Annotated in this window: 20 protein-coding genes; 14 read left to right on the forward strand and 6 right to left on the reverse strand. The window is 37.9% G+C overall.

Annotation, left to right across the window (positions count from 1 at the left end):
• Positions 1–315: 315 nt before the first annotated feature.
• Positions 316–588, reverse strand: a complete 273-nt coding sequence (gene rpsO, locus CVT05_RS07190; protein WP_004317763.1) for a 30S ribosomal protein S15 — start codon at positions 586–588, stop codon at positions 316–318.
• 146 nt (positions 589–734) lie between these two features.
• On the opposite strand from rpsO, the gene CVT05_RS07195 reads away from it, so the two are divergent.
• From CVT05_RS07195 to CVT05_RS07225, 7 genes are read left to right on the forward strand one after another with little or no spacing between them, the layout of a single operon-like run.
• The gene (locus CVT05_RS07195; protein WP_072594593.1) at positions 735–1,139 is read left to right on the forward strand and encodes an RrF2 family transcriptional regulator; all 405 of its coding nucleotides are present in this window, start codon (positions 735–737) and stop codon (positions 1,137–1,139) included.
• Positions 1,140–1,141: 2 nt separating this feature from the next.
• Complete coding sequence (gene flhA / locus CVT05_RS07200) at positions 1,142–3,337, forward strand: flagellar biosynthesis protein FlhA (RefSeq protein WP_107698306.1); 2,196 nt, start codon at positions 1,142–1,144, stop codon at positions 3,335–3,337.
• A gap of 9 nt (positions 3,338–3,346) precedes the next feature.
• Positions 3,347–4,372: a DHH family phosphoesterase gene (locus tag CVT05_RS07205; protein ID WP_107698307.1), complete on the forward strand. Its 1,026-nt coding sequence runs from the start codon at positions 3,347–3,349 to the stop codon at positions 4,370–4,372.
• The gene (locus CVT05_RS07210; RefSeq protein WP_021089755.1) at positions 4,369–4,596 is read left to right on the forward strand and encodes a hypothetical protein; all 228 of its coding nucleotides are present in this window, start codon (positions 4,369–4,371) and stop codon (positions 4,594–4,596) included. Before CVT05_RS07205 ends, CVT05_RS07210 begins: the two co-directional genes overlap by 4 nt.
• Positions 4,597–4,605: 9 nt before the next feature.
• Positions 4,606–5,016 (forward strand): tetratricopeptide repeat protein, encoded by a 411-nt coding sequence (locus CVT05_RS07215; protein ID WP_107698308.1) that lies wholly within the window; start codon positions 4,606–4,608, stop codon positions 5,014–5,016.
• 16 nt (positions 5,017–5,032) lie between these two features.
• Positions 5,033–5,962: an aspartate carbamoyltransferase catalytic subunit gene (locus CVT05_RS07220; protein ID WP_107698309.1), complete on the forward strand. Its 930-nt coding sequence runs from the start codon at positions 5,033–5,035 to the stop codon at positions 5,960–5,962.
• A 2-nt stretch (positions 5,963–5,964) separates the two neighbouring features.
• The gene (locus CVT05_RS07225; RefSeq protein ID WP_107698310.1) at positions 5,965–7,242 is read left to right on the forward strand and encodes a dihydroorotase; all 1,278 of its coding nucleotides are present in this window, start codon (positions 5,965–5,967) and stop codon (positions 7,240–7,242) included.
• An 87-nt stretch (positions 7,243–7,329) separates the two neighbouring features.
• On the opposite strand, the gene CVT05_RS07230 is transcribed toward CVT05_RS07225, so the two are convergent.
• The 4 genes from CVT05_RS07230 to CVT05_RS07245 are packed head-to-tail and all read right to left on the reverse strand — an operon-like array spanning position 7,330 to position 10,285.
• On the reverse strand, positions 7,330–8,619 hold the full coding sequence (locus CVT05_RS07230) for a M28 family peptidase (RefSeq protein ID WP_107698311.1): 1,290 nt from the start codon (positions 8,617–8,619) through the stop codon (positions 7,330–7,332).
• Between the two features lie 16 nt (positions 8,620–8,635).
• Positions 8,636–8,893, reverse strand: a complete 258-nt coding sequence (locus CVT05_RS07235; RefSeq protein WP_009294141.1) for a heavy-metal-associated domain-containing protein — start codon at positions 8,891–8,893, stop codon at positions 8,636–8,638.
• Entirely contained in the window at positions 8,886–9,209 is a 324-nt protein-coding gene (locus CVT05_RS07240) for a hypothetical protein (RefSeq protein ID WP_009294140.1), read from the reverse strand. Before CVT05_RS07240 ends, CVT05_RS07235 begins: the two co-directional genes overlap by 8 nt.
• Entirely contained in the window at positions 9,206–10,285 is a 1,080-nt protein-coding gene (locus CVT05_RS07245) for a transglutaminase-like domain-containing protein (RefSeq protein ID WP_107698312.1), read from the reverse strand. The genes CVT05_RS07240 and CVT05_RS07245 overlap by 4 nt, the downstream gene beginning before the upstream one ends.
• A 93-nt stretch (positions 10,286–10,378) precedes the next feature.
• Here CVT05_RS07245 and CVT05_RS09360 point away from each other — a divergent pair, with 93 nt between their 5' ends.
• The 4 genes from CVT05_RS09360 (at position 10,379) to CVT05_RS07260 (ending at position 13,484) form a co-directional block, all read left to right on the forward strand.
• The gene (locus tag CVT05_RS09360) at positions 10,379–10,546 is read left to right on the forward strand and encodes a hypothetical protein (protein WP_002942642.1); all 168 of its coding nucleotides are present in this window, start codon (positions 10,379–10,381) and stop codon (positions 10,544–10,546) included.
• A gap of 1 nt (position 10,547) precedes the next feature.
• A complete protein-coding gene (gene cmoB / locus CVT05_RS07250) occupies positions 10,548–11,417 on the forward strand; it encodes a tRNA 5-methoxyuridine(34)/uridine 5-oxyacetic acid(34) synthase CmoB (protein ID WP_234400581.1) in 870 nt (289 codons plus the stop codon).
• Positions 11,418–11,425: 8 nt separating this feature from the next.
• Entirely contained in the window at positions 11,426–11,959 is a 534-nt protein-coding gene (locus CVT05_RS07255) for a thioesterase (protein ID WP_103589560.1), read from the forward strand.
• Between the two features lie 187 nt (positions 11,960–12,146).
• The gene (locus tag CVT05_RS07260; protein ID WP_107698313.1) at positions 12,147–13,484 is read left to right on the forward strand and encodes a major outer membrane protein; all 1,338 of its coding nucleotides are present in this window, start codon (positions 12,147–12,149) and stop codon (positions 13,482–13,484) included.
• A 175-nt stretch (positions 13,485–13,659) separates the two neighbouring features.
• Here CVT05_RS07260 and CVT05_RS07265 read toward each other — a convergent pair whose 3' ends face one another.
• Positions 13,660–14,262 (reverse strand): MBL fold metallo-hydrolase, encoded by a 603-nt coding sequence (locus CVT05_RS07265; RefSeq protein WP_107698314.1) that lies wholly within the window; start codon positions 14,260–14,262, stop codon positions 13,660–13,662.
• 120 nt (positions 14,263–14,382) lie between these two features.
• Here CVT05_RS07265 and CVT05_RS07270 point away from each other — a divergent pair, with 120 nt between their 5' ends.
• The 3 genes from CVT05_RS07270 to CVT05_RS07280 are packed head-to-tail and all read left to right on the forward strand — an operon-like array spanning position 14,383 to position 17,174.
• Entirely contained in the window at positions 14,383–15,120 is a 738-nt protein-coding gene (locus CVT05_RS07270) for an NAD+ synthase (RefSeq protein ID WP_107698315.1), read from the forward strand.
• A gap of 10 nt (positions 15,121–15,130) precedes the next feature.
• Entirely contained in the window at positions 15,131–16,261 is a 1,131-nt protein-coding gene (locus CVT05_RS07275) for a DegT/DnrJ/EryC1/StrS family aminotransferase (protein ID WP_107698316.1), read from the forward strand.
• On the forward strand, positions 16,254–17,174 hold the full coding sequence (locus CVT05_RS07280; protein WP_107698317.1) for a tetraacyldisaccharide 4'-kinase: 921 nt from the start codon (positions 16,254–16,256) through the stop codon (positions 17,172–17,174). The genes CVT05_RS07275 and CVT05_RS07280 overlap by 8 nt, the downstream gene beginning before the upstream one ends.
• The last annotated feature ends 25 nt before the right edge of the window (positions 17,175–17,199 follow it).

Here is a 17,199-nt window from a genome sequence, read left to right on the forward strand (position 1 = left end):
TCTTTATCTATAAAAATAAATTTTTAATTTAAGTTAAAATTAATTTAATTCTACTAAAGTCAATTATTTAGGGACTTTAAAATTTATTTAAAATTGATAAATTTATTATAAAAGAAATAAAGATATAGAGATTTAGCTTTTTATATAAAATGAAGAAATTAATTCTAATTTTACTTTATTTAAAAAGGTTAGTCATATTGTGAGTAGATAAATTAATACTAAAGATGGGAAATTTTAAAATTGAGCTGTAAATTTTTGAATAAAAAATACGGATAAATGAAATTTAGTAAGGAGAGCAGATTGCTCTCCGATGGATTATTTATCTCTTAAGCCAAGCTCAGAGATTAGTTTTGAATATGTAGTGTAGTCTTTGTTTTTAAGATACTTTAAAAGTCTTTTTCTTTGACCAACTAGTTTTAAAAGACCTAAGCGTGATGAAAAGTCTTTTTTGAAAATTTTAAGGTGTTCTGTAAGTTCAGTTATTCTAGCTGTTAAAAGAGCTATTTGAACTTCTGGAGAGCCTGTATCTCCCTCTTTTCTAGCGAATTTCGCAACTATTTGAGCTTTTTTAGCCGAATCCAAAGCCATAATGACCTCCTGATTGGTGAATTTTGGAAGAGCGATTATAGCATTTAAAACATAAAGTTAGATAAAACTACGCTTTTTAAAAATTAATGAAAAATGCAGTAAAAATTTAATAAAATTAGGGCTATTTAAAGACTTAAGGAAGATAAATGCTTTTTACAAAGGCAAGCGAATACGCTCTACTTTCACTTATTTTAATATCACAAAAATCATCTCCGGTTGATGTTGATACAATTTCAAATGAACTTAAAATTTCAAAAAGCTTTTTAGCCAAAATTTTACAAAATCTTGCAAAAGATGGAATTTTAAAGTCGTTTAAAGGGGCAAATGGCGGTTTCGCGCTAAATAACGAACCTGAAAATTTAAGCATAAAAAAGATAATAGAGTGCGCTGAAAAACGTGAACTTAACGTCTTTGAGTGCTCATCTTCTGCGGATGGCTGCCCGTCAAATAAAGCCTCGAGCTGTCAAATTTGGTCGATGTTTAGTGGTCTTCAAGGCAAGATCGACGAGATGCTTGATGCGATAAAACTAAGTGACATCGTTAAGAAGTAGACTTGGCAAAGCAAAAAAATAATATCTTAACTCTTGTTGCGCCGTTTCTTGCGCCAATTGTTAAGTTTAAAAGTCTTAGCATTGTTGGTATCATTGTTGCCATCCTTGCTATCATTATCGTACCGCTTCCAAGTGCGGTGCTTGACTTTTTCCTGGCACTTTCGATCTCGATTTCTGTGCTTATAATCTTAATTTCGATTTATGTGCCAAAACCAACCGATCTTAGTACATTTCCGACGCTAATTCTTATCGTTACGCTTTTTCGCCTCTCGCTAAATATCGCAACCACGCGTATGATCTTAAGCGAAGGTCACAATGGCCCAGAAGCGGTCAGTGAGATCATCTCAAGCTTTGGAAATTTCGTCGTTGGCGGCAACTTTGTCATCGGCACCATCGTCTTTTGTATCTTGGTTCTCATAAATTTTATGGTCGTAACAAAGGGCTCAACCCGTGTGAGCGAGGTGCAAGCGCGTTTTACACTTGATGCGATGCCAGGTAAGCAAATGGCGATAGATGCGGACTTAAACGCAGGTTTGATTGATGAAAAAACAGCGCGTGAAAGACGCCAAGCCATCATCGGTGAGGCAAATTTTTACGGCGCAATGGATGGTTCGTCTAAATTTATAAAAGGTGATGCCGTCGCTGGCATCATCATCACTATAATTAACATCATCGGCGGCTTTGCTATCGGCTCATTTCAACACGGCCTTGATATGGCGACATCGGCTCAGTACTATACGATCCTGACTATCGGTGACGGTCTTGTGAGCCAGATCCCAGGACTTATTACTTCAACAGCGACAGCCATTATCATCACAAGGGCCAGCAAGGACGATGAGGACTTTGCAGAAGGTACGCTAAATCAGCTATTAGGGGATTATAAAACCTTGCTAATAGTGGGCTTCATATTATTTATGTTTGCCCTTGTCCCAGGACTTCCGACTCTTTCTCTTGGCTTTATTGCAGTACTATTTTTGGGGCTTGGCTACATCATTAAGCAGACCAAAGATGGTGGATTAAATTTAAACCTTGCACCAAAAGACAAAGCTGCTTCTAAAAAGGCTGGAGCAGGTGTGCCTGGTGCCGCAGGAGCTAGTGCGACAAGTGGCACCGCTGCTAAGGTTCCAAAGAAAAGCGATGAAGAGATAGCAAGAGAAGAAGAGACAAAGATAAATGATATCTTGAAGCTTGAAATTTTAGAGCTCGACCTAGGATATGGCTTGCTAAAGCTAGCTGACGTGGATCTCATTGAGAGAATTCGTGCCATGAGGCGAAATATCGCTTCAAGCCTTGGCTTTTTGATGCCAAAGATAAGGATCCGCGACAACCTTCAACTCCCACCAAATGAGTATCGCTTTAAGCTAAAAGGCATCGTAATCGGTCAGGGTGAAATTTACGCGGATAAATTTCTAGCGATGGATAGTGGTCTTGTGAGTGAGGATATCGAGGGAATTCCAACAAAAGAGCCAGCTTTTGGACTAGATGCACTTTGGATCGATGCTAGCGTCAAAGAGGACGCCATACTTAGTGGCTACACGATAGTTGATCCTGCAAGCGTCATCTCAACGCATATGAGCGAGCTTATCAAGCAAAATGCATCCGAGCTTCTGACTCGCCAAGAGACGCAAAATTTGCTCGACAAGCTAAAGATCGATTACCCAGTTGTAGTAGAGGATACGCTAAGAATCGCACCTATAAATTTGATCCAAAAGGTCTTAAAAACGCTGCTTAAAGACAATATTCCGATCAAAGACCTGCTTAGTATACTTGAGGCTATTAGTGATATCGCCGAGGTTAGTAAAAACCTAGATATGATCATCGAGCACGTTCGTGCAGCGCTCTCACGTGTCATCACCTCGCTTTATGTCGATGAGAAAGGTCAGCTAAATTTTTACATTTTAGATAGTGCTGCGCAGCAAAAGCTTATGGACGCGGTGCAGTATAAAGACGGCGCGCATCACCTTATGATAAATGTGGCTCAAACTTCAGCGATCGTTCAGGCACTAAGACATGAAAAAGAGAAACGTCCGATGAGTCAGCACGGCGAAATGGTGCTTTGCGTGGAGCCAAGCCTAAGAAAATTTATAGCAAATATCTGCGCAAATTTTGCCATCGACATCGTGGTGCTAAGCTTTGCTGAAATCTCGGCAAATACGCCATTTGAAACGGTTGGCGTCATAGAAATAGAAAATTTATAAAGGAAAACGATGAAAATTTATCACCTCTCGCACACCGATCTTGACGGATACGGCGCGCAATACATAACAAATTTTTACTTCAAAGATGTGAAATTTCTAAACTCAAACTACGGCAGAGAGATAGATGATAAATTTGCTCAAATTTTATCTGAGATAGATGTCTCAAATGATGATAAAAACATTATCTTGATCACTGATCTAAATTTAACTCTAGCTCAGTGCGAGAGCTTTACTGAGATGATAGAGGGTAAAAATATAAAGCTATTTTTGCTAGATCATCACCAAAGCGGTGCCGAGTGCGCGAGCGCTTACTCATGGTATTTTTTGGATAGTTCAAGGTGCGCCACAAAGATCACTTACGACTTTTTTGCAGGAATTTTTGGCAAAAACAAAGAGCTTGAAATTTTTAGCGACGTCGTAAATGCTGTGGATATCTGGCTAAAAGATGATAAAAATTTTGAGATGGGCAAAGTCTGCTTGGGACTTGTAGCAAACGCTAAAGAGATAAACAAGGTGATGTTTGAAGCCGAAAACAACCTCTATATGGATCACGTCCTAAAAGAAGCGAGTAAATTTTTTAACGAAAAAAACGACTATATTGGCCTTGATATGCAGGTGCATGCTATTAAAAAGTCATTTTTCAAAGAGGATAAAGACGATACGTTAAGTAATCTTATCTCAAACTACGTCGTAAAAAAACTTAGTGAAAATAAAGAGAAATTTAGCATAAGCTATAAAGATCATAAAGGAATTTTAACCTACAATATTGGCAACGTTTCAGTTATTGGCAACGACTTTTTAGTGGCAAATCCTGAATTTGACTTCTTTATCGACGTGACAAATAAAAAAACGCTAAGTTTTCGCGCAAATGGCAAGCTTGACGTTAGTGCCATGGCAAAGCATCTAGTTGGTGGTGGCGGACACGTAAATGCAAGCGGTGGGCTATTCGCAAATTTCAAAGATGGCTTTAGCTACGAGCCGATTAAAGCCCAGATAGTAGATCTAATAACTAAAAAAACACAGGAGGAAATATGAAAGAAGAAGAGGTAAGCGTAGAAGAACTTAGCTATGAGCTTAGTATGGTGCTTGAGGCGATGTTCTACTATGCTGGAGTAAAAAAAGACAAACTTGAAGAGGCGGCAAATCTTTATGTTGAGTGCATCGATGATGCGTTAGAAAATTCAGACGCTAGCGGTAGCGACGAGGTCATAGAGATAGTTGAATATATGAAAAAACATCATTCAAAATTATTTAAATAAGGAAAGAAAATGAAGAAAATTTTAGTTTTAGTGGCAGCAGTTTTTGCGTTAAATGCTATGGCAAATGACAATTTAGACAAAGCAAACGAGCTTTATGCAAAGAAAAATTTTAATGAAGCTTATCTTTATTTTAATAAGGCTTGCGGAGAGGGAGAGAAAAAAGCTTGCACGATGAATGCGATCATGCTATTTAACGGCGACGGCGTAGCAAAAGATAGAGCTCAGGCTGAGAAAATTTTTACAAAAATGTGTGACGAAAACGAAGGCATGGCTTGCGAAAAACTAGGCGAAATGATCGCTTATGGCCTTGTAAAAGATAAAGACGCAAACGAAGCAAAGAACGAAGAAAAAGCAAAGGCTTTATTTAAAAAAGCTTGTGATAACGGCTACCAACCAGCTTGCGACTTCGTAGCAAAATAAATTTAAGAGGCTTAAAATGGGCTACAAACATAAAGATTTGATAGGAACTAGAGAGCTTAGCAAAGAAGAAATTTTATATTTTTTAGACGCGGCGAAAGAGTTTAAGGAGCTAAATTTAAGCCAAGTGAAAAAAAATGACTATCTTCGTGGAAAGACCACGATCAACGCATTTTATGAAAACTCGACAAGAACTAGGACATCCTTTGAGATTGCAGCAAAGAGACTTGGAGCTGATACGATAAATTTCAGCTCATCAAGCTCAAGCGTGACAAAGGGCGAGAGCCTAAATGATACGATGAATAACATGGCTGCTATGAGAACTGACATCATCGTGCTTCGTCATCCAAGCTCTGGAGCGGCAAAATTTGCAGCTGATAGAACAGAGGCTAGCGTCGTAAACGCAGGGGACGGTACAAATGAGCACCCAAGCCAAGCCTTGCTTGATCTTTTCACGCTAAGAGAGCATGGCAAAATTTTGGATAAAAACCTAAATGTAGCGATCATCGGCGACATCGCTAGAAGCCGCGTGGCAAGGTCAGACATCTGGGCGATGAAGAAATTTGGCATAAATTTAAAGCTCTTCGCGCCAAGGATGATGATGCCAAAAGATGCTGAGGTCTTTGAGTCTCAAATTTGCAAAAATATGGATGAGGCTTGCGAGGGTAGCGACGTCATCATCATGCTTCGCATCCAACTAGAGCGTGGCGGTGCGGACGTGGCATTTCCAAGCTCGAGAGAGTACTCGAAATTCTTTGGACTAAATAAAAATAGGATAAAGCTAGCAAAGCCTGACGCGATCGTGCTACACCCAGGACCGATAAATAGGGGTGTAGAGCTAAACTCAGACGTGGCTGATGGTACGCACTCAGTCATACTAAATCAAGTTGAAAACGGCGTTGCTATAAGAATGGCGATACTAAATACGCTTGCAAAAAATAGGGGCTAACGATGAAAATAGCAATAATTAACGGCACTATCGTAAATAGCGACGAGAAATTTAAGGCAAATATCCTAATAGAAAACGGCAAAATAGCCAAAATCGGAAGTGAGAAATTTGAGGCTGATAAGGTCATCGACGCCACAAATAAGCTAGTCATGCCAGGACTTATCGATATGCACGTGCACTTTCGCGATCCTGGCCAAGAGTACAAAGACGATATCATCTCAGGCTCGCAGGCAGCCGTAGCTGGAGGAGTGACAACCTGCCTTTGCATGGCCAACACAAACCCAGTAAATGACAACGCTTCAATCACAAGAGCGATGATAGAAAAGGCTAAAAACTGCGGGCTGATCGATCTTTTGCCAATTGCAGCCATCAGCAAAGGGCTTGGCGGCAACGAGATCGTTGAAATGGGCGATCTTGTAGAGGCTGGAGCAGTTGCATTTAGTGATGACGGCCTACCAGTGACTAGCTCAAGCGTGATGAGAGCGGCACTTGAGTACTCAAGCATGTTTGGTAGCTTTTGTATAAGCCACTCAGAGGACTGCTCGCTTTGCAGACAGGGCGTCATGCACGAGGGCAAGGTCTCGGCCATACTAGGACTTCGCGGCATGGCGAGGGAGAAAGAGGAGATCGCAGTGAGCCGTGATATGCTACTTGCAAAGCTCACTAAAGCGCACATCCACATCGCTCACGTAAGCTCGGAATACTCGCTAAAGATCATCGAAATGGGCAAAAAAGAGGGCATAAACATCACATGTGAGGCGACACCACACCACTTTAGCTTTAGCGACGATGAAATTTTGAAAAATGCCTACGATACAAATTTCAAAATGTCGCCACCACTTCGTGAGATAAGCGACGTAAAAGCAGTAAGAGAGGCACTAAAAAGCGGTCTTATAGACGTTATCGCCACCGATCACGCCCCGCACCACACAGATGAAAAGATAGTGGAATTTGACAAGGCGCCATTTGGTATCATTGGTCTTCAAACTCTTGTGCCACTTACGCTAAAGCTCGTAAATGAGGGCGTCATAAGCCTAGAGCGCATGGTGGAGCTAACATCGACAAATGCGGCTAAAATGCTAAATTTAAAAGATAAAGGCAGACTTGCCGAGGGCATGCTAGCTGACGTCGCTGTGATAGACCCTGAGATCGATTACGTTTATGATGAAAAGATAAACCGCTCAAAATCTATAAATTCTCCGCTTTTTGGCAAAAAGCTAAAAGGCGCAGCGACTACTACGATAAAAAGTGGCAAGATCGTTTATGAGTTTGGGAAATAGTCTAAAATTGCTCGAGTTTGCGGGTAAATTTGACTTAGCCTATTTGATAGATAAAATTTGCTAGAAATTTCTAGCAAATTTTATTTTTTATGAGTTATATTTTTTAACGATACCGCGAACGACTTTTTCTATAAAAAGCGCAGATTCAACTTCGCAGCATTCTCTTATTGAGTGAGGTGAGTGGATGTTTGGTCCTATTGAGCAAGCGCTAAGACCCGCTTTTTTCTCCAAAAGCACGCCACATTCGAGTCCGGCGTGAACGGCTGTTATCCTTGCATTTGGCTTATAAATTTTTAGCTCCTCTAGGATGTCGTTTGCAAATTTATCATTTATAGGCTTCCAAGCAGGATTTCTATCTTTTGCGATGACCTCAAAGCCAAGCGCTTTTGCAAGCTCAGAAATTTCAAATTCCATTCTATTTAGCCCATCTTTGCTCATTGACCTTGCGAAAAACTCCACTTCAAGTGTGCCATCATCTTTGATCTTTGCAAGTGAGAGATTTACACTATCTTGTGGTATGCCTAGCTCGCAGTTATAGGCTCTTACGCCTTGTGAAAATGAATTGATTAGTGCTAAAATTTTCTCGCCATTTTCTAAAATTTCATCTCCCATGCCAAGCTTTTTCACGCTTAAATTTTCACACTCACTTTTTAGCTCTTTATCGCTTAGAACCAGTGCAGTTGCGCCACTTGGGATAGAGTTGCTTCGCTCGCCACCTTCAAATTTGACAAGCTTACAGCCATTTTTAGTCACAAATGCCGCCAAAATCTTGATCGCATTTGGGATATTTTTATGTATCTCGTTGCCAGAGTGTCCGCCAGGAAGCCCACTTACTTTTACTTCATAAAGCGTGCTCTCTTTTGTTTTTTTGCTATTAAGCGAGATGGTGGCAAATAAATTTACACCACCAGCACAGCCGATAGTGACTCTATCGTCCTCTTCGCTGTCTAAATTTAAAAGCTTGTCGGCTTTTAACTCGCCACTAAAGCCAGTGGCTCCGATCATGCCGACTTCTTCATTGTTTGTAAAGAGGCACTCAATGTCGTCAAATTCGCTTATCATCTGCATCATGATAGCTACGCCGATACCATTATCTGCGCCAAGAGATGAGTTTTTGGCTCTCATGTAGCCATCATCACCGTAAACTATCTCGATCTTTGGAGCATCGCCCATGCAGACCATATCGTAGTGGCTTTGCAAGCAAATTTTTGGTTTGCCTTTAAACGCATGAATGTTGCCAAAGCTATCGACTGCGACCTCACAGCCCTTATCTTTTGCATAGCTAGCTAGAAAATCACGCATCTTATCGGTCTCATAACTGCAGTGTGGTATCGCAGAAAGTGTCTCAAATTTCTTTAAAATTTCACTCTTTGACATATTTGCCTCCGTAAATTTATTTTATCTCGCCCTTATAGCCAGTCGCATCGACCGCCTTTAAAAGCTCTTTTTCATCGACCTTGTCATCTGCTATAACGACAGCTTTTCGCTCTTTTAGCGATACGTCTGCTTTTTTTACGCCCTCAACGCTAAGTGCAGCCTTTCGCACTATCGCCGTGCAAAGCGGACAGTGCATGCTAGGTACTGAAATTTCTATCTTTTTATCAGCGTAGCTTGCAGCCACTAAAAGGGCTAAAACTAAAATTTTACGCATAAATTTCTCCTAAAAGCTCGGGATATGTAAGGAGTAAAAGCAAAATCACTCCAAAAAGTATATATATAAGTATCCATTTTTTCTTTTTATAGCTTAGGTTGCAGCTTTTTGGCTTGTAAAATAAAGCCACACCTGAGATCACAAAGCAAATGACGGCCACTACGCTTAAAGGGACGCGGTACTCGTATAAATTTTGTGTCCAAGATAGAAAAGAAAAAGATGTGCCAAAAAGCAAGAAAAGAAGTGCCGGCAAGCAGCACAAGGTAGCGCCGATAGCACTACCTATGGATGTTAGTATCAGCCAAAAGGCTCTCATTTTAGCTCTGTTGAGACGTAGTCGTAGCTAAATTCTTTTGGCGAATAATAGTTTTGTGTGTTGCCATCAACCTCAGCGTATGGATAGCCAAAGTTGTTTAGCGGAGTTTGCTCTGGGGTTGGCTTTAAGATAAAGTCGCGTCCGTAGTTAAAGCCTATCCAGCACATCTCCCAGTTGCCAAAGCAATAATCCCTAACAGCTTTGATCTTAGCGTCGTCATTTGTTAGCTTCTCTCCCAGTCTTACCTTTGTGACATCCGCTGGATCAACCGGTATCCAACCATATCCTTTTAGATAAAACTCAGCCCTGCAGTGCTGTCCGCCTGAAATTTTAGCCACGCCATCTTTTGCGCTACCCATCTGATCTGAAAATCTAGACTGACCAACCCTGATACCAAAAATTTCTCTTGCAGGGATGCCAACTGATCTGCAAAGTCCCACAAAAACTGAGTTTATGTCAGTGCATTTGCCAACTAATTTACCACTTTCAAGTATCGCTTTAACGTCGCCTGTGCCGCATCCTAGAATGCTGTTATCACGCTGCATAGTGTTTGCAACCCACGTATAGATCGCTTTTGCACGCTCCAAATCGCCTTTAGTATTGCCGATAATCTCTAGCGCTTTTGCTCTTACGACGCCGTCAGTTGGGATGTGTGAAGTTGGTTTTAAAAACTCTAAAACTGCAGGATCTACCTTCTCGTTTGGATCGTAATTTACCTTACTAAAGTCAGTGTTGCGCTCTGTTGTTTGGATTTTAAACTGCACATTTAAGATAGGTCTTGGCTCATTTTCTTCAAAATCAGCATACATTGTAGGTATTAGCGTATCTGAAATGTAGACGTTTTTAGCGGTTGTATTTATGACGTAGTCTTGAGTTAGTTGCTGATAAGTGGTGCTTAGTGGAAGTGGTAACCAAATTCTTGAGCTTTTGCCCTTTTCGAGCAGCTGGTGTTTAAAATTTACATCGAAATTTCTTACGACTGGATTTGCTGGCTCGTCGCTAGCTAGAGTGACACTTGGAAGCAGACTCGCTGCACCTAAAAAACTACTGAATTTAAAAAAATCTCTTCTTTGCATAAAATGCCTTTTTTGCTTAATATTAGCCAAACTTGGCTCTAAAACTGCCTGCTATTCTAGCATAAAATTTTTATTTATGATAAAATCTGCCACATGAAAAAGATTATATTTTTAGGCTTTATAGCGCTATTTTGCAATGGTTGTCTTTATATGAATGAGCGTGGAGTTTCTACTCAATATTATAATGATTGTAAAGAGTATTATGATGCGACTGGCACCTACCAAAAAGAGTGTCCGCACAATATCGTCGACTGGAAATAGCGTGGATCTTAGCAAATTTAACGAGCAACAAAAGCAAATTTTTAATAGGATAGAAAATTTAGCAAATTTTGACTGCGAGCTTGAGTTAAAAGATAGTGTAAATGTGAAATTTAAAAATTTAGATCAAGCTAAAAAAGATGAAATTTTTGATCTCGCCCTTAGCCTAAAGCCTTGGCGAAAAGGGCCATTTTTACTTGATGATATATATATAGATAGCGAGTGGCAAAGTTTTATTAAATTTAATATCCTCGCCTCACACCTAAATTTAGCTGGCAAAAGTGTGGCTGATGTGGGTTGTAACAATGGATATTATATGTTTAAGATGCTTGAATACAGTCCAAAAAGCATAACTGGCTTTGATCCTAGCATGCATACATATTTGCAGTTTACTTTTTTAAATAAATTTATCCGCTCAAATATTGTTTACGAGCTTCTTGGAGTAGAGAGTTTGCCAGAATTTGGAGCGAAATTTGACACCATTTTTTGCCTTGGTGTCATCTATCATAGAAGCGATCCTATCAAGATGCTAAAAGAGCTAAAAACCGCACTAAATCCTGGAGGAGAGCTATTTTTAGATACTATGTATATTGATATGGAGGGTGACTTTGCGCTAAGTCCAAAGGATAGATACTCAAAAATTCCAAATATCTACTTTGTACCGACACTCTCGGCACTTCAAAACTGGTGCGAGAGAGCTAAATTTAGGGATTTTACCTTACTTGAAACAAAGGCGACTGATCTAAATGAGCAGCGAAAAACGCAGTGGATAGATGGAGAGAGTCTTGGAAATTTCTTAGACCCAGAAGACATTACAAAGACCATCGAGGGCTACCCAGCGCCAAAAAGAGCATATGTTAGAGTTAAAATTTAAGGATAAAAATGGCAGAAGAAAATATCTATGATATAAAAGATGAATCACAAATAATCTTACCAGAAGATGAAAATCCGCTAAGAAATGAGATAAAAACAGCTCCTTTAACAAAGCTAAATTTTAGTGGAACGGCATTTTTACTTGAAAAAAATCACGCAAAGACTAGATTTTTTACTACGGATGATATGGTGTGCGATACTGAGGGGCTTATTCATAGCGGATTTATTTTTATGGGCGCAAATCATGCCGCTCTTTTAGCCATTAATGAAGAATTTTGCGTTAGTATCGGGGCTAGAATAAATTTCTTTGGACCGCTAAAGCTTGGTGACGTGGTGGAATTTGACGCGCAAGCAAGATTTGAAGAGAGCAGAAAAAGAGAAGTAAAAGTGCTTGGATATGTTAAAGATATAAAAATTTTTGAAGGAGTATTTCAACTTGTCACACTTGAAGAGCATATCTTCTTGGCTCAACAAAAAAATATCCAAAAAGAAGCTGCTATAAGGCAGAAAAAAGAGCGAGAAGAAGCTAAGGCTAATAGCTAAAAGTAAGTAAAAATTTTTGATTTTTAATCCCAAATAAAACGAAATTTTAAAAAGACAATCTTTATCTCATTATCCTATTTTGGTAAATAATTGGTAACATTTTTTAAATTTTTAAGAAAAATTAAGCAATAAAATTAATTTTCTATGATAATATCCTTTCAAAACTTTTTATCAAAAGGAGATTTAGATGAAAATTACAAAAGTTAGCTTAGCTGCTTTGGTTGCTTTAGGTGCATTTTCAAGCGTTGCAAGTGCAACTCCACTTGAAGAAGCTATAAAAAATGTAGATCTTTCAGGATTTGCAAGATATCGTTATACAAATGATAGTACTAAAAGTTCAAAAGTTAATGATACTGTAAAAGGTAATGGTGCTGGCCATGCTTTTAGAATGGAAACAGCATTTAAAGCTGCAATAGATGATAACTTCTTTGGTGTTTTGAGACTAAGATATTCTGCTACAGATGGTTCTGGTGATAATGCAGGAGCTGGCACAGATAAAACAAACACAACCGGATCATTTGGTGTATATGAAATGTATCTAGGCTACAAGGTAGCTAATACTACTATCACAGCTGGTAAACAACTTGTCAAAGGTTTCTTCATTGATAGTGATATAGCTGGCACTGGTCTAAAAGTAGTAAGTACTGACGTGCCTGGTCTTACTTTAACAGCTGCTGCTTATGATGCTATTGATAACGATGCTGAAATAGATAGAAAGGATCCAGTTCCTCCTGCAACAGTTGGAGATCCAAAAAAAGATGCTTTTGGACACATTAAATATAAAGCTAAAAGCCCAGATATAGATGGCCCATTATTGTCAAGACTTGGCAGTGATGAATTTAGTGATGCTGCTGGCAATATCTATAATTTAGGTGCTATGGGTAGCTATGATCCAGTATCATTCAAAGTAGCAATTACAAATATCCAAGAGGTTGCTACACTTTATGGCACTGAAGCTGGTGTAAGCTTTAATGTAACTGATGATGTGAATCTAAACTTAAAAGGTCAATATGCTTATAGCGACTCAGATCATAAAAAAGTAGTTGACGCAACTTTCTGGGCAGTACAAGCTGGTACAAAACTATTTGGTGCTAAACTTAACGCTGGTTATTTAGACTTTGACGCTAAAAACAAAGAAAATGACGCTAAAAACAAAGACAAAATCGCATTTACATCAATTGATGGAAATGGACAGTTAATCAACCCAACTAAGATCTTAAATGGTGTAATGAGTGGTGGCCAACAATACTACAATAACATCAAGGGCAATAACGACTACTGGTTTGTTAATGCTGGGTATGATATAGATAAATTTGGCTTTGGTGCTGGATATACTCAAGGTAAAGGTACAAGCTATGCACTTGGTAAAGAGAGAGCAAAAAGAAACGAATGGTATCTTGATGCTAGCTACAAATACAGCAAAAAACTTACATTCCTTTCTTGGTATGCAGCTGCTAAAGATAAAAAAGATAGCGAAAGCTTTAAACAAAATCGTATAAGATTTGAAGCAAAATATAGCTTCTAAAACATTATATCCGAGCGAGTTTTCGCTCGGATCTTTTCAAAATTTAAAATAGATCCCATATAAAATTTCTCTACCCTTTTTGATTGAGTCTTAGCTTTATAAAAAATATAAATTTTTAATAGTGATTAAGTGTATTCTAGAAGCTTGAAATTTGAAATTAATACCACCGAAATTTTTAGCTATTTTTTACTATATCTATCCAATAATCAATATTGTTTTGCTCGACCTCTAGTGTACTGCCTTCTCCGTGCCCTGGATAAAGCGTGAAGTTGCCTTTTAAATTTTTACACTTTTCTAGGCTTTTTAGCATCTCGTTTTTATCTGAAAAAGGAAAATCCCAGCGTCCTATGCTTCCTCTAAATAAAAAATCCCCACTAAACATCGTGTCATCTATCTCTATCATCGAGCAGCCTGGTGTATGTCCTGGAAAATGATGAAATTTGATGCAAAAATCATCAATGTTAAAATTTTCATCATTATCAACTAAAACATCTGGAGCAAAAGTACTTTTCATATAATCAAAAATATCACTCTCACACATGAAAGCATCAAATTTGTTAATATAAACTGGAATTTCTAGCTCATCTTTTAACTTACCAGCATCAAAAATATGATCAAAATGCCCATGAGTACAAAGGATGGCTTTTAAATTTTTGGCATTTTGTAAAACCCATTCTTTTGCCCCATCTCCTGGATCTATCACTAAAGATGAATCATTTTTTGTAACGATGTAACAATTAGTGCCAAAATCTCCAAAACTTTTGTGTATTACTCTCATTTTTTACCTTAAATTTATTATTTCTTAAAATTTTACATCTTTTTACTTAAACTTAAAGAAAAATTTTAAATTTACTTAGTATAATTTTTGCAAAAGGAAGCAAATATAGGCAAAGGAAGAATGAAGGAGTATCAAAAGATTGAAGAAACTTTAGTTTTTAGCTTAAAAGATAAAACTAAAGATAAAAATTTGTTGTTGGGTGTTAGTGGAGGTATTGATTCTGCTGTGGTAGCGACTTTGTGTGCAAGAGCAAAACCAAATGAAACTCATGCACTCATCATGCCAACAGCATCATCAAACAGACAAAATATGGATGACGCCTTAAATTTATGCGAAAAACTAAACATGAAATATAAGGTTTTATCCATAGAGGGCATTTTAAATGCCTTTTACGAAACGATAGATGTAAATTTAAGCAATTTAAGAAAAGGGAATTTAGCAGCTAGAGTTAGAATGAGCTTGCTTTATGATTATTCATCTAGTATAAACGCTCTAGTTATCGGAACAAGCAACAAAAGTGAGCTTATGCTTGGATACGGTACGATATTTGGGGATTTAGCATGTGCGATAAATCCTATCGGAGAGCTTTACAAAAGTGAAATTTTTGAATTTGCAAAACATCTTGGGGTTGATAAAAATTTTATCAACAAAGCACCTTCGGCTGATTTGTGGGATGGTCAAAGTGACGAAGGCGACATAGGTTACAGTTATGCTGTTATTGATGAGATTTTAGAAAATTTAGAAAATAACAAGGAGCAAGTCATCAAAAAGTTTGGATTAAAAGCAGTATCGGATATAGAAAATAGAGTTGTTTCAAACAGGTTTAAACGACAAATGCCGTTGATAGTGAAAATTTAAAGGATTAAAGATGAGAGAGATTCCGTTTTATAGACCAACTATCACTGAGCGTGAAAGTGAGCTTATTGAGGAGGCTTTGCACTCTGAAAATACTACTAATATCGTTGCTAGATTTGAAGAGAAGTTAAAAGAGTATTTTGGTGCAAAATTTGTAGTTACCACAAATAATATCGCAGCCGCACATCACTTGGCACTAAGCGCGCTTGACACTAAACGCGGAGATAAGGTCATTTGCTCCATAAATGCTTTTCCTAGCATTGCACAAGCTGTTAGACATTTTGATGCTGAACCTATTTTTGTGGATGTTGATGAAGAAGATTTTAACATCTGCCCAGATGCCCTTGAGAAAGTACTAAAAGAACAAAATCACAAAAAATTAAAATGTGCTTTTATCTCTCATATCGCAGGTCAAAGTGCTAGGATGGATGAGATAACGGCGGTTTGTGAGAAATACGGCGTAAAAATTTTAGATGATGCAAATCGCGGTATGGGACTAACATACAATGGTAAAAAAGTTGGCTCAGACTCCTTTTTGTCATGCTTCCAGACACATTCGCGTGTACAAAATCCTATATCAACGGTTGGATTTTTTACGACAAATGATGAGGAAATTTATAAAAGAGCAAAATTACTTCGCAACTATGCTCTTGTAAATGGCATTGATAAATTTGGTAGCTTGAGTTATATTTATGATGTCGTAGATATTGGCTTAAAGTATGATATAAACTCGATAAATGCAGCATTTTCTATTGCGCAGCTAGAAAGAACAGATAAGCTCATACAAAGAAGACAAGAGATCGCAAAAATTTATGATAAAGAGCTTGGTGAGTGCCGCAATATAACAATCCCTGTCAAAAAACGCGAGCACATTTACACTCAGTATATTATTAAGATAAACAAAAATCGTGATGGCTTTGCTAGAGAGCTTTTGGAGCATGGCATTCACACATCATTGCACTACATACCGATACATTTACTAAGTTATTATAAAAATAAATACTCGCTTAAAGTAAATGATTTTCCAAATGCTTTAAAAAATTATCAGCAAGTGTTGTCATTGCCTATTTATCATAGTCTGAGCGATGAAGAGGTGCAATACATCTGTAACAAAGTAAAAGAAATTTCTAAAACTCGTGTTTAAGAAATTAAATATTTTCTTGCATACTTGGGCGAATGAATACTTCTTTCGCCCAAATTTCTTTCAAATTTTACTAGCATTTTTACTTTTGCCACTAAGTTTTATCTATTTTCTTATTGTTATTTTTAAGAAATTTACTGCTAGAAAAATAGACTTTGGCATAAAGATAATAAGCGTGGGAAATTTGACACTTGGAGGAAGTGGTAAGACCCCGCTTTGCGTGGCAATTGCTAAAAATTTCGAAGGTGCTTTTATCATTCTTAGAGGCTATAAAAGAAAAAGCAAAGGCATGCAAGTTGTCGCTCGAAATGGCGAAATTTTACTTGACGTAGCAGCAAGTGGCGATGAGGCAATGATATATGCCACAAGTCTTAAAAACGCAAATGTGATAGTAAGCGAAGATAGGAAATTAGCTATAAAATATGCCAAAGAGTATGGCGCAAAGTATATTTTGCTAGATGACGGATTTTCTAAATTCGACATAGCCAAATTTGACATTCTAGTGCGTCCAAACCCAGAGCCAAGACTAAAATTTTGCTTACCAAGCGGGGCTTATAGATATCCATTTAGCTTTTATAAATTTGCTGATTTTATCGCTAGTGAAGGACAAACTCATTTTAGAAAGAGTGAAATTTTAAATAAAAGCGAAGAAATGGTTCTAGTTACTGCCATAGCAAACCCAGAGCGTCTTAAGCCATTCTTTGATGAGTGCGTAGCTCAAGTCTTTTTTCCTGACCATTATGATTTTTCAAAAGATGAGTTAGAAGAAATTTTAAAAAGATATGATTCAGCCTCGCTTTTGATGACGCAAAAGGACTATGTAAAGGCAAAAGATTTTGGTTTGCCAGTATCGCTTATCATGCTTGAAGTTACACTAAGTGAAGAGTTTAAAAAGGTTTTAGAGCGACAAATTTAAGCCCATTTTGTTATAATGAGCCACT

Source organism: Campylobacter concisus, assembly GCF_003049705.1.
Lineage (GTDB): Bacteria > Campylobacterota > Campylobacteria > Campylobacterales > Campylobacteraceae > Campylobacter_A > Campylobacter_A concisus_AR.

Coding starts and splice junctions, on each gene's coding strand:
- rpsO (WP_004317763.1), bottom strand. CDS start 588: ATGGCTTTGGATTCGGCTAAAAAAGCTCAAATAGTTGCGAAATTCGCT.
- CVT05_RS07195 (WP_072594593.1), top strand. CDS start 735: ATGCTTTTTACAAAGGCAAGCGAATACGCTCTACTTTCACTTATTTTA.
- CVT05_RS07205 (WP_107698307.1), top strand. CDS start 3,347: ATGAAAATTTATCACCTCTCGCACACCGATCTTGACGGATACGGCGCG.
- CVT05_RS07210 (WP_021089755.1), top strand. CDS start 4,369: ATGAAAGAAGAAGAGGTAAGCGTAGAAGAACTTAGCTATGAGCTTAGT.
- CVT05_RS07215 (WP_107698308.1), top strand. CDS start 4,606: ATGAAGAAAATTTTAGTTTTAGTGGCAGCAGTTTTTGCGTTAAATGCT.
- CVT05_RS07220 (WP_107698309.1), top strand. CDS start 5,033: ATGGGCTACAAACATAAAGATTTGATAGGAACTAGAGAGCTTAGCAAA.
- CVT05_RS07225 (WP_107698310.1), top strand. CDS start 5,965: ATGAAAATAGCAATAATTAACGGCACTATCGTAAATAGCGACGAGAAA.
- CVT05_RS07230 (WP_107698311.1), bottom strand. CDS start 8,619: ATGTCAAAGAGTGAAATTTTAAAGAAATTTGAGACACTTTCTGCGATA.
- CVT05_RS07235 (WP_009294141.1), bottom strand. CDS start 8,893: ATGCGTAAAATTTTAGTTTTAGCCCTTTTAGTGGCTGCAAGCTACGCT.
- CVT05_RS07240 (WP_009294140.1), bottom strand. CDS start 9,209: ATGAGAGCCTTTTGGCTGATACTAACATCCATAGGTAGTGCTATCGGC.
- CVT05_RS07245 (WP_107698312.1), bottom strand. CDS start 10,285: ATGCAAAGAAGAGATTTTTTTAAATTCAGTAGTTTTTTAGGTGCAGCG.
- CVT05_RS09360 (WP_002942642.1), top strand. CDS start 10,379: ATGAAAAAGATTATATTTTTAGGCTTTATAGCGCTATTTTGCAATGGT.
- CVT05_RS07255 (WP_103589560.1), top strand. CDS start 11,426: ATGGCAGAAGAAAATATCTATGATATAAAAGATGAATCACAAATAATC.
- CVT05_RS07260 (WP_107698313.1), top strand. CDS start 12,147: ATGAAAATTACAAAAGTTAGCTTAGCTGCTTTGGTTGCTTTAGGTGCA.
- CVT05_RS07265 (WP_107698314.1), bottom strand. CDS start 14,262: ATGAGAGTAATACACAAAAGTTTTGGAGATTTTGGCACTAATTGTTAC.
- CVT05_RS07270 (WP_107698315.1), top strand. CDS start 14,383: ATGAAGGAGTATCAAAAGATTGAAGAAACTTTAGTTTTTAGCTTAAAA.
- CVT05_RS07275 (WP_107698316.1), top strand. CDS start 15,131: ATGAGAGAGATTCCGTTTTATAGACCAACTATCACTGAGCGTGAAAGT.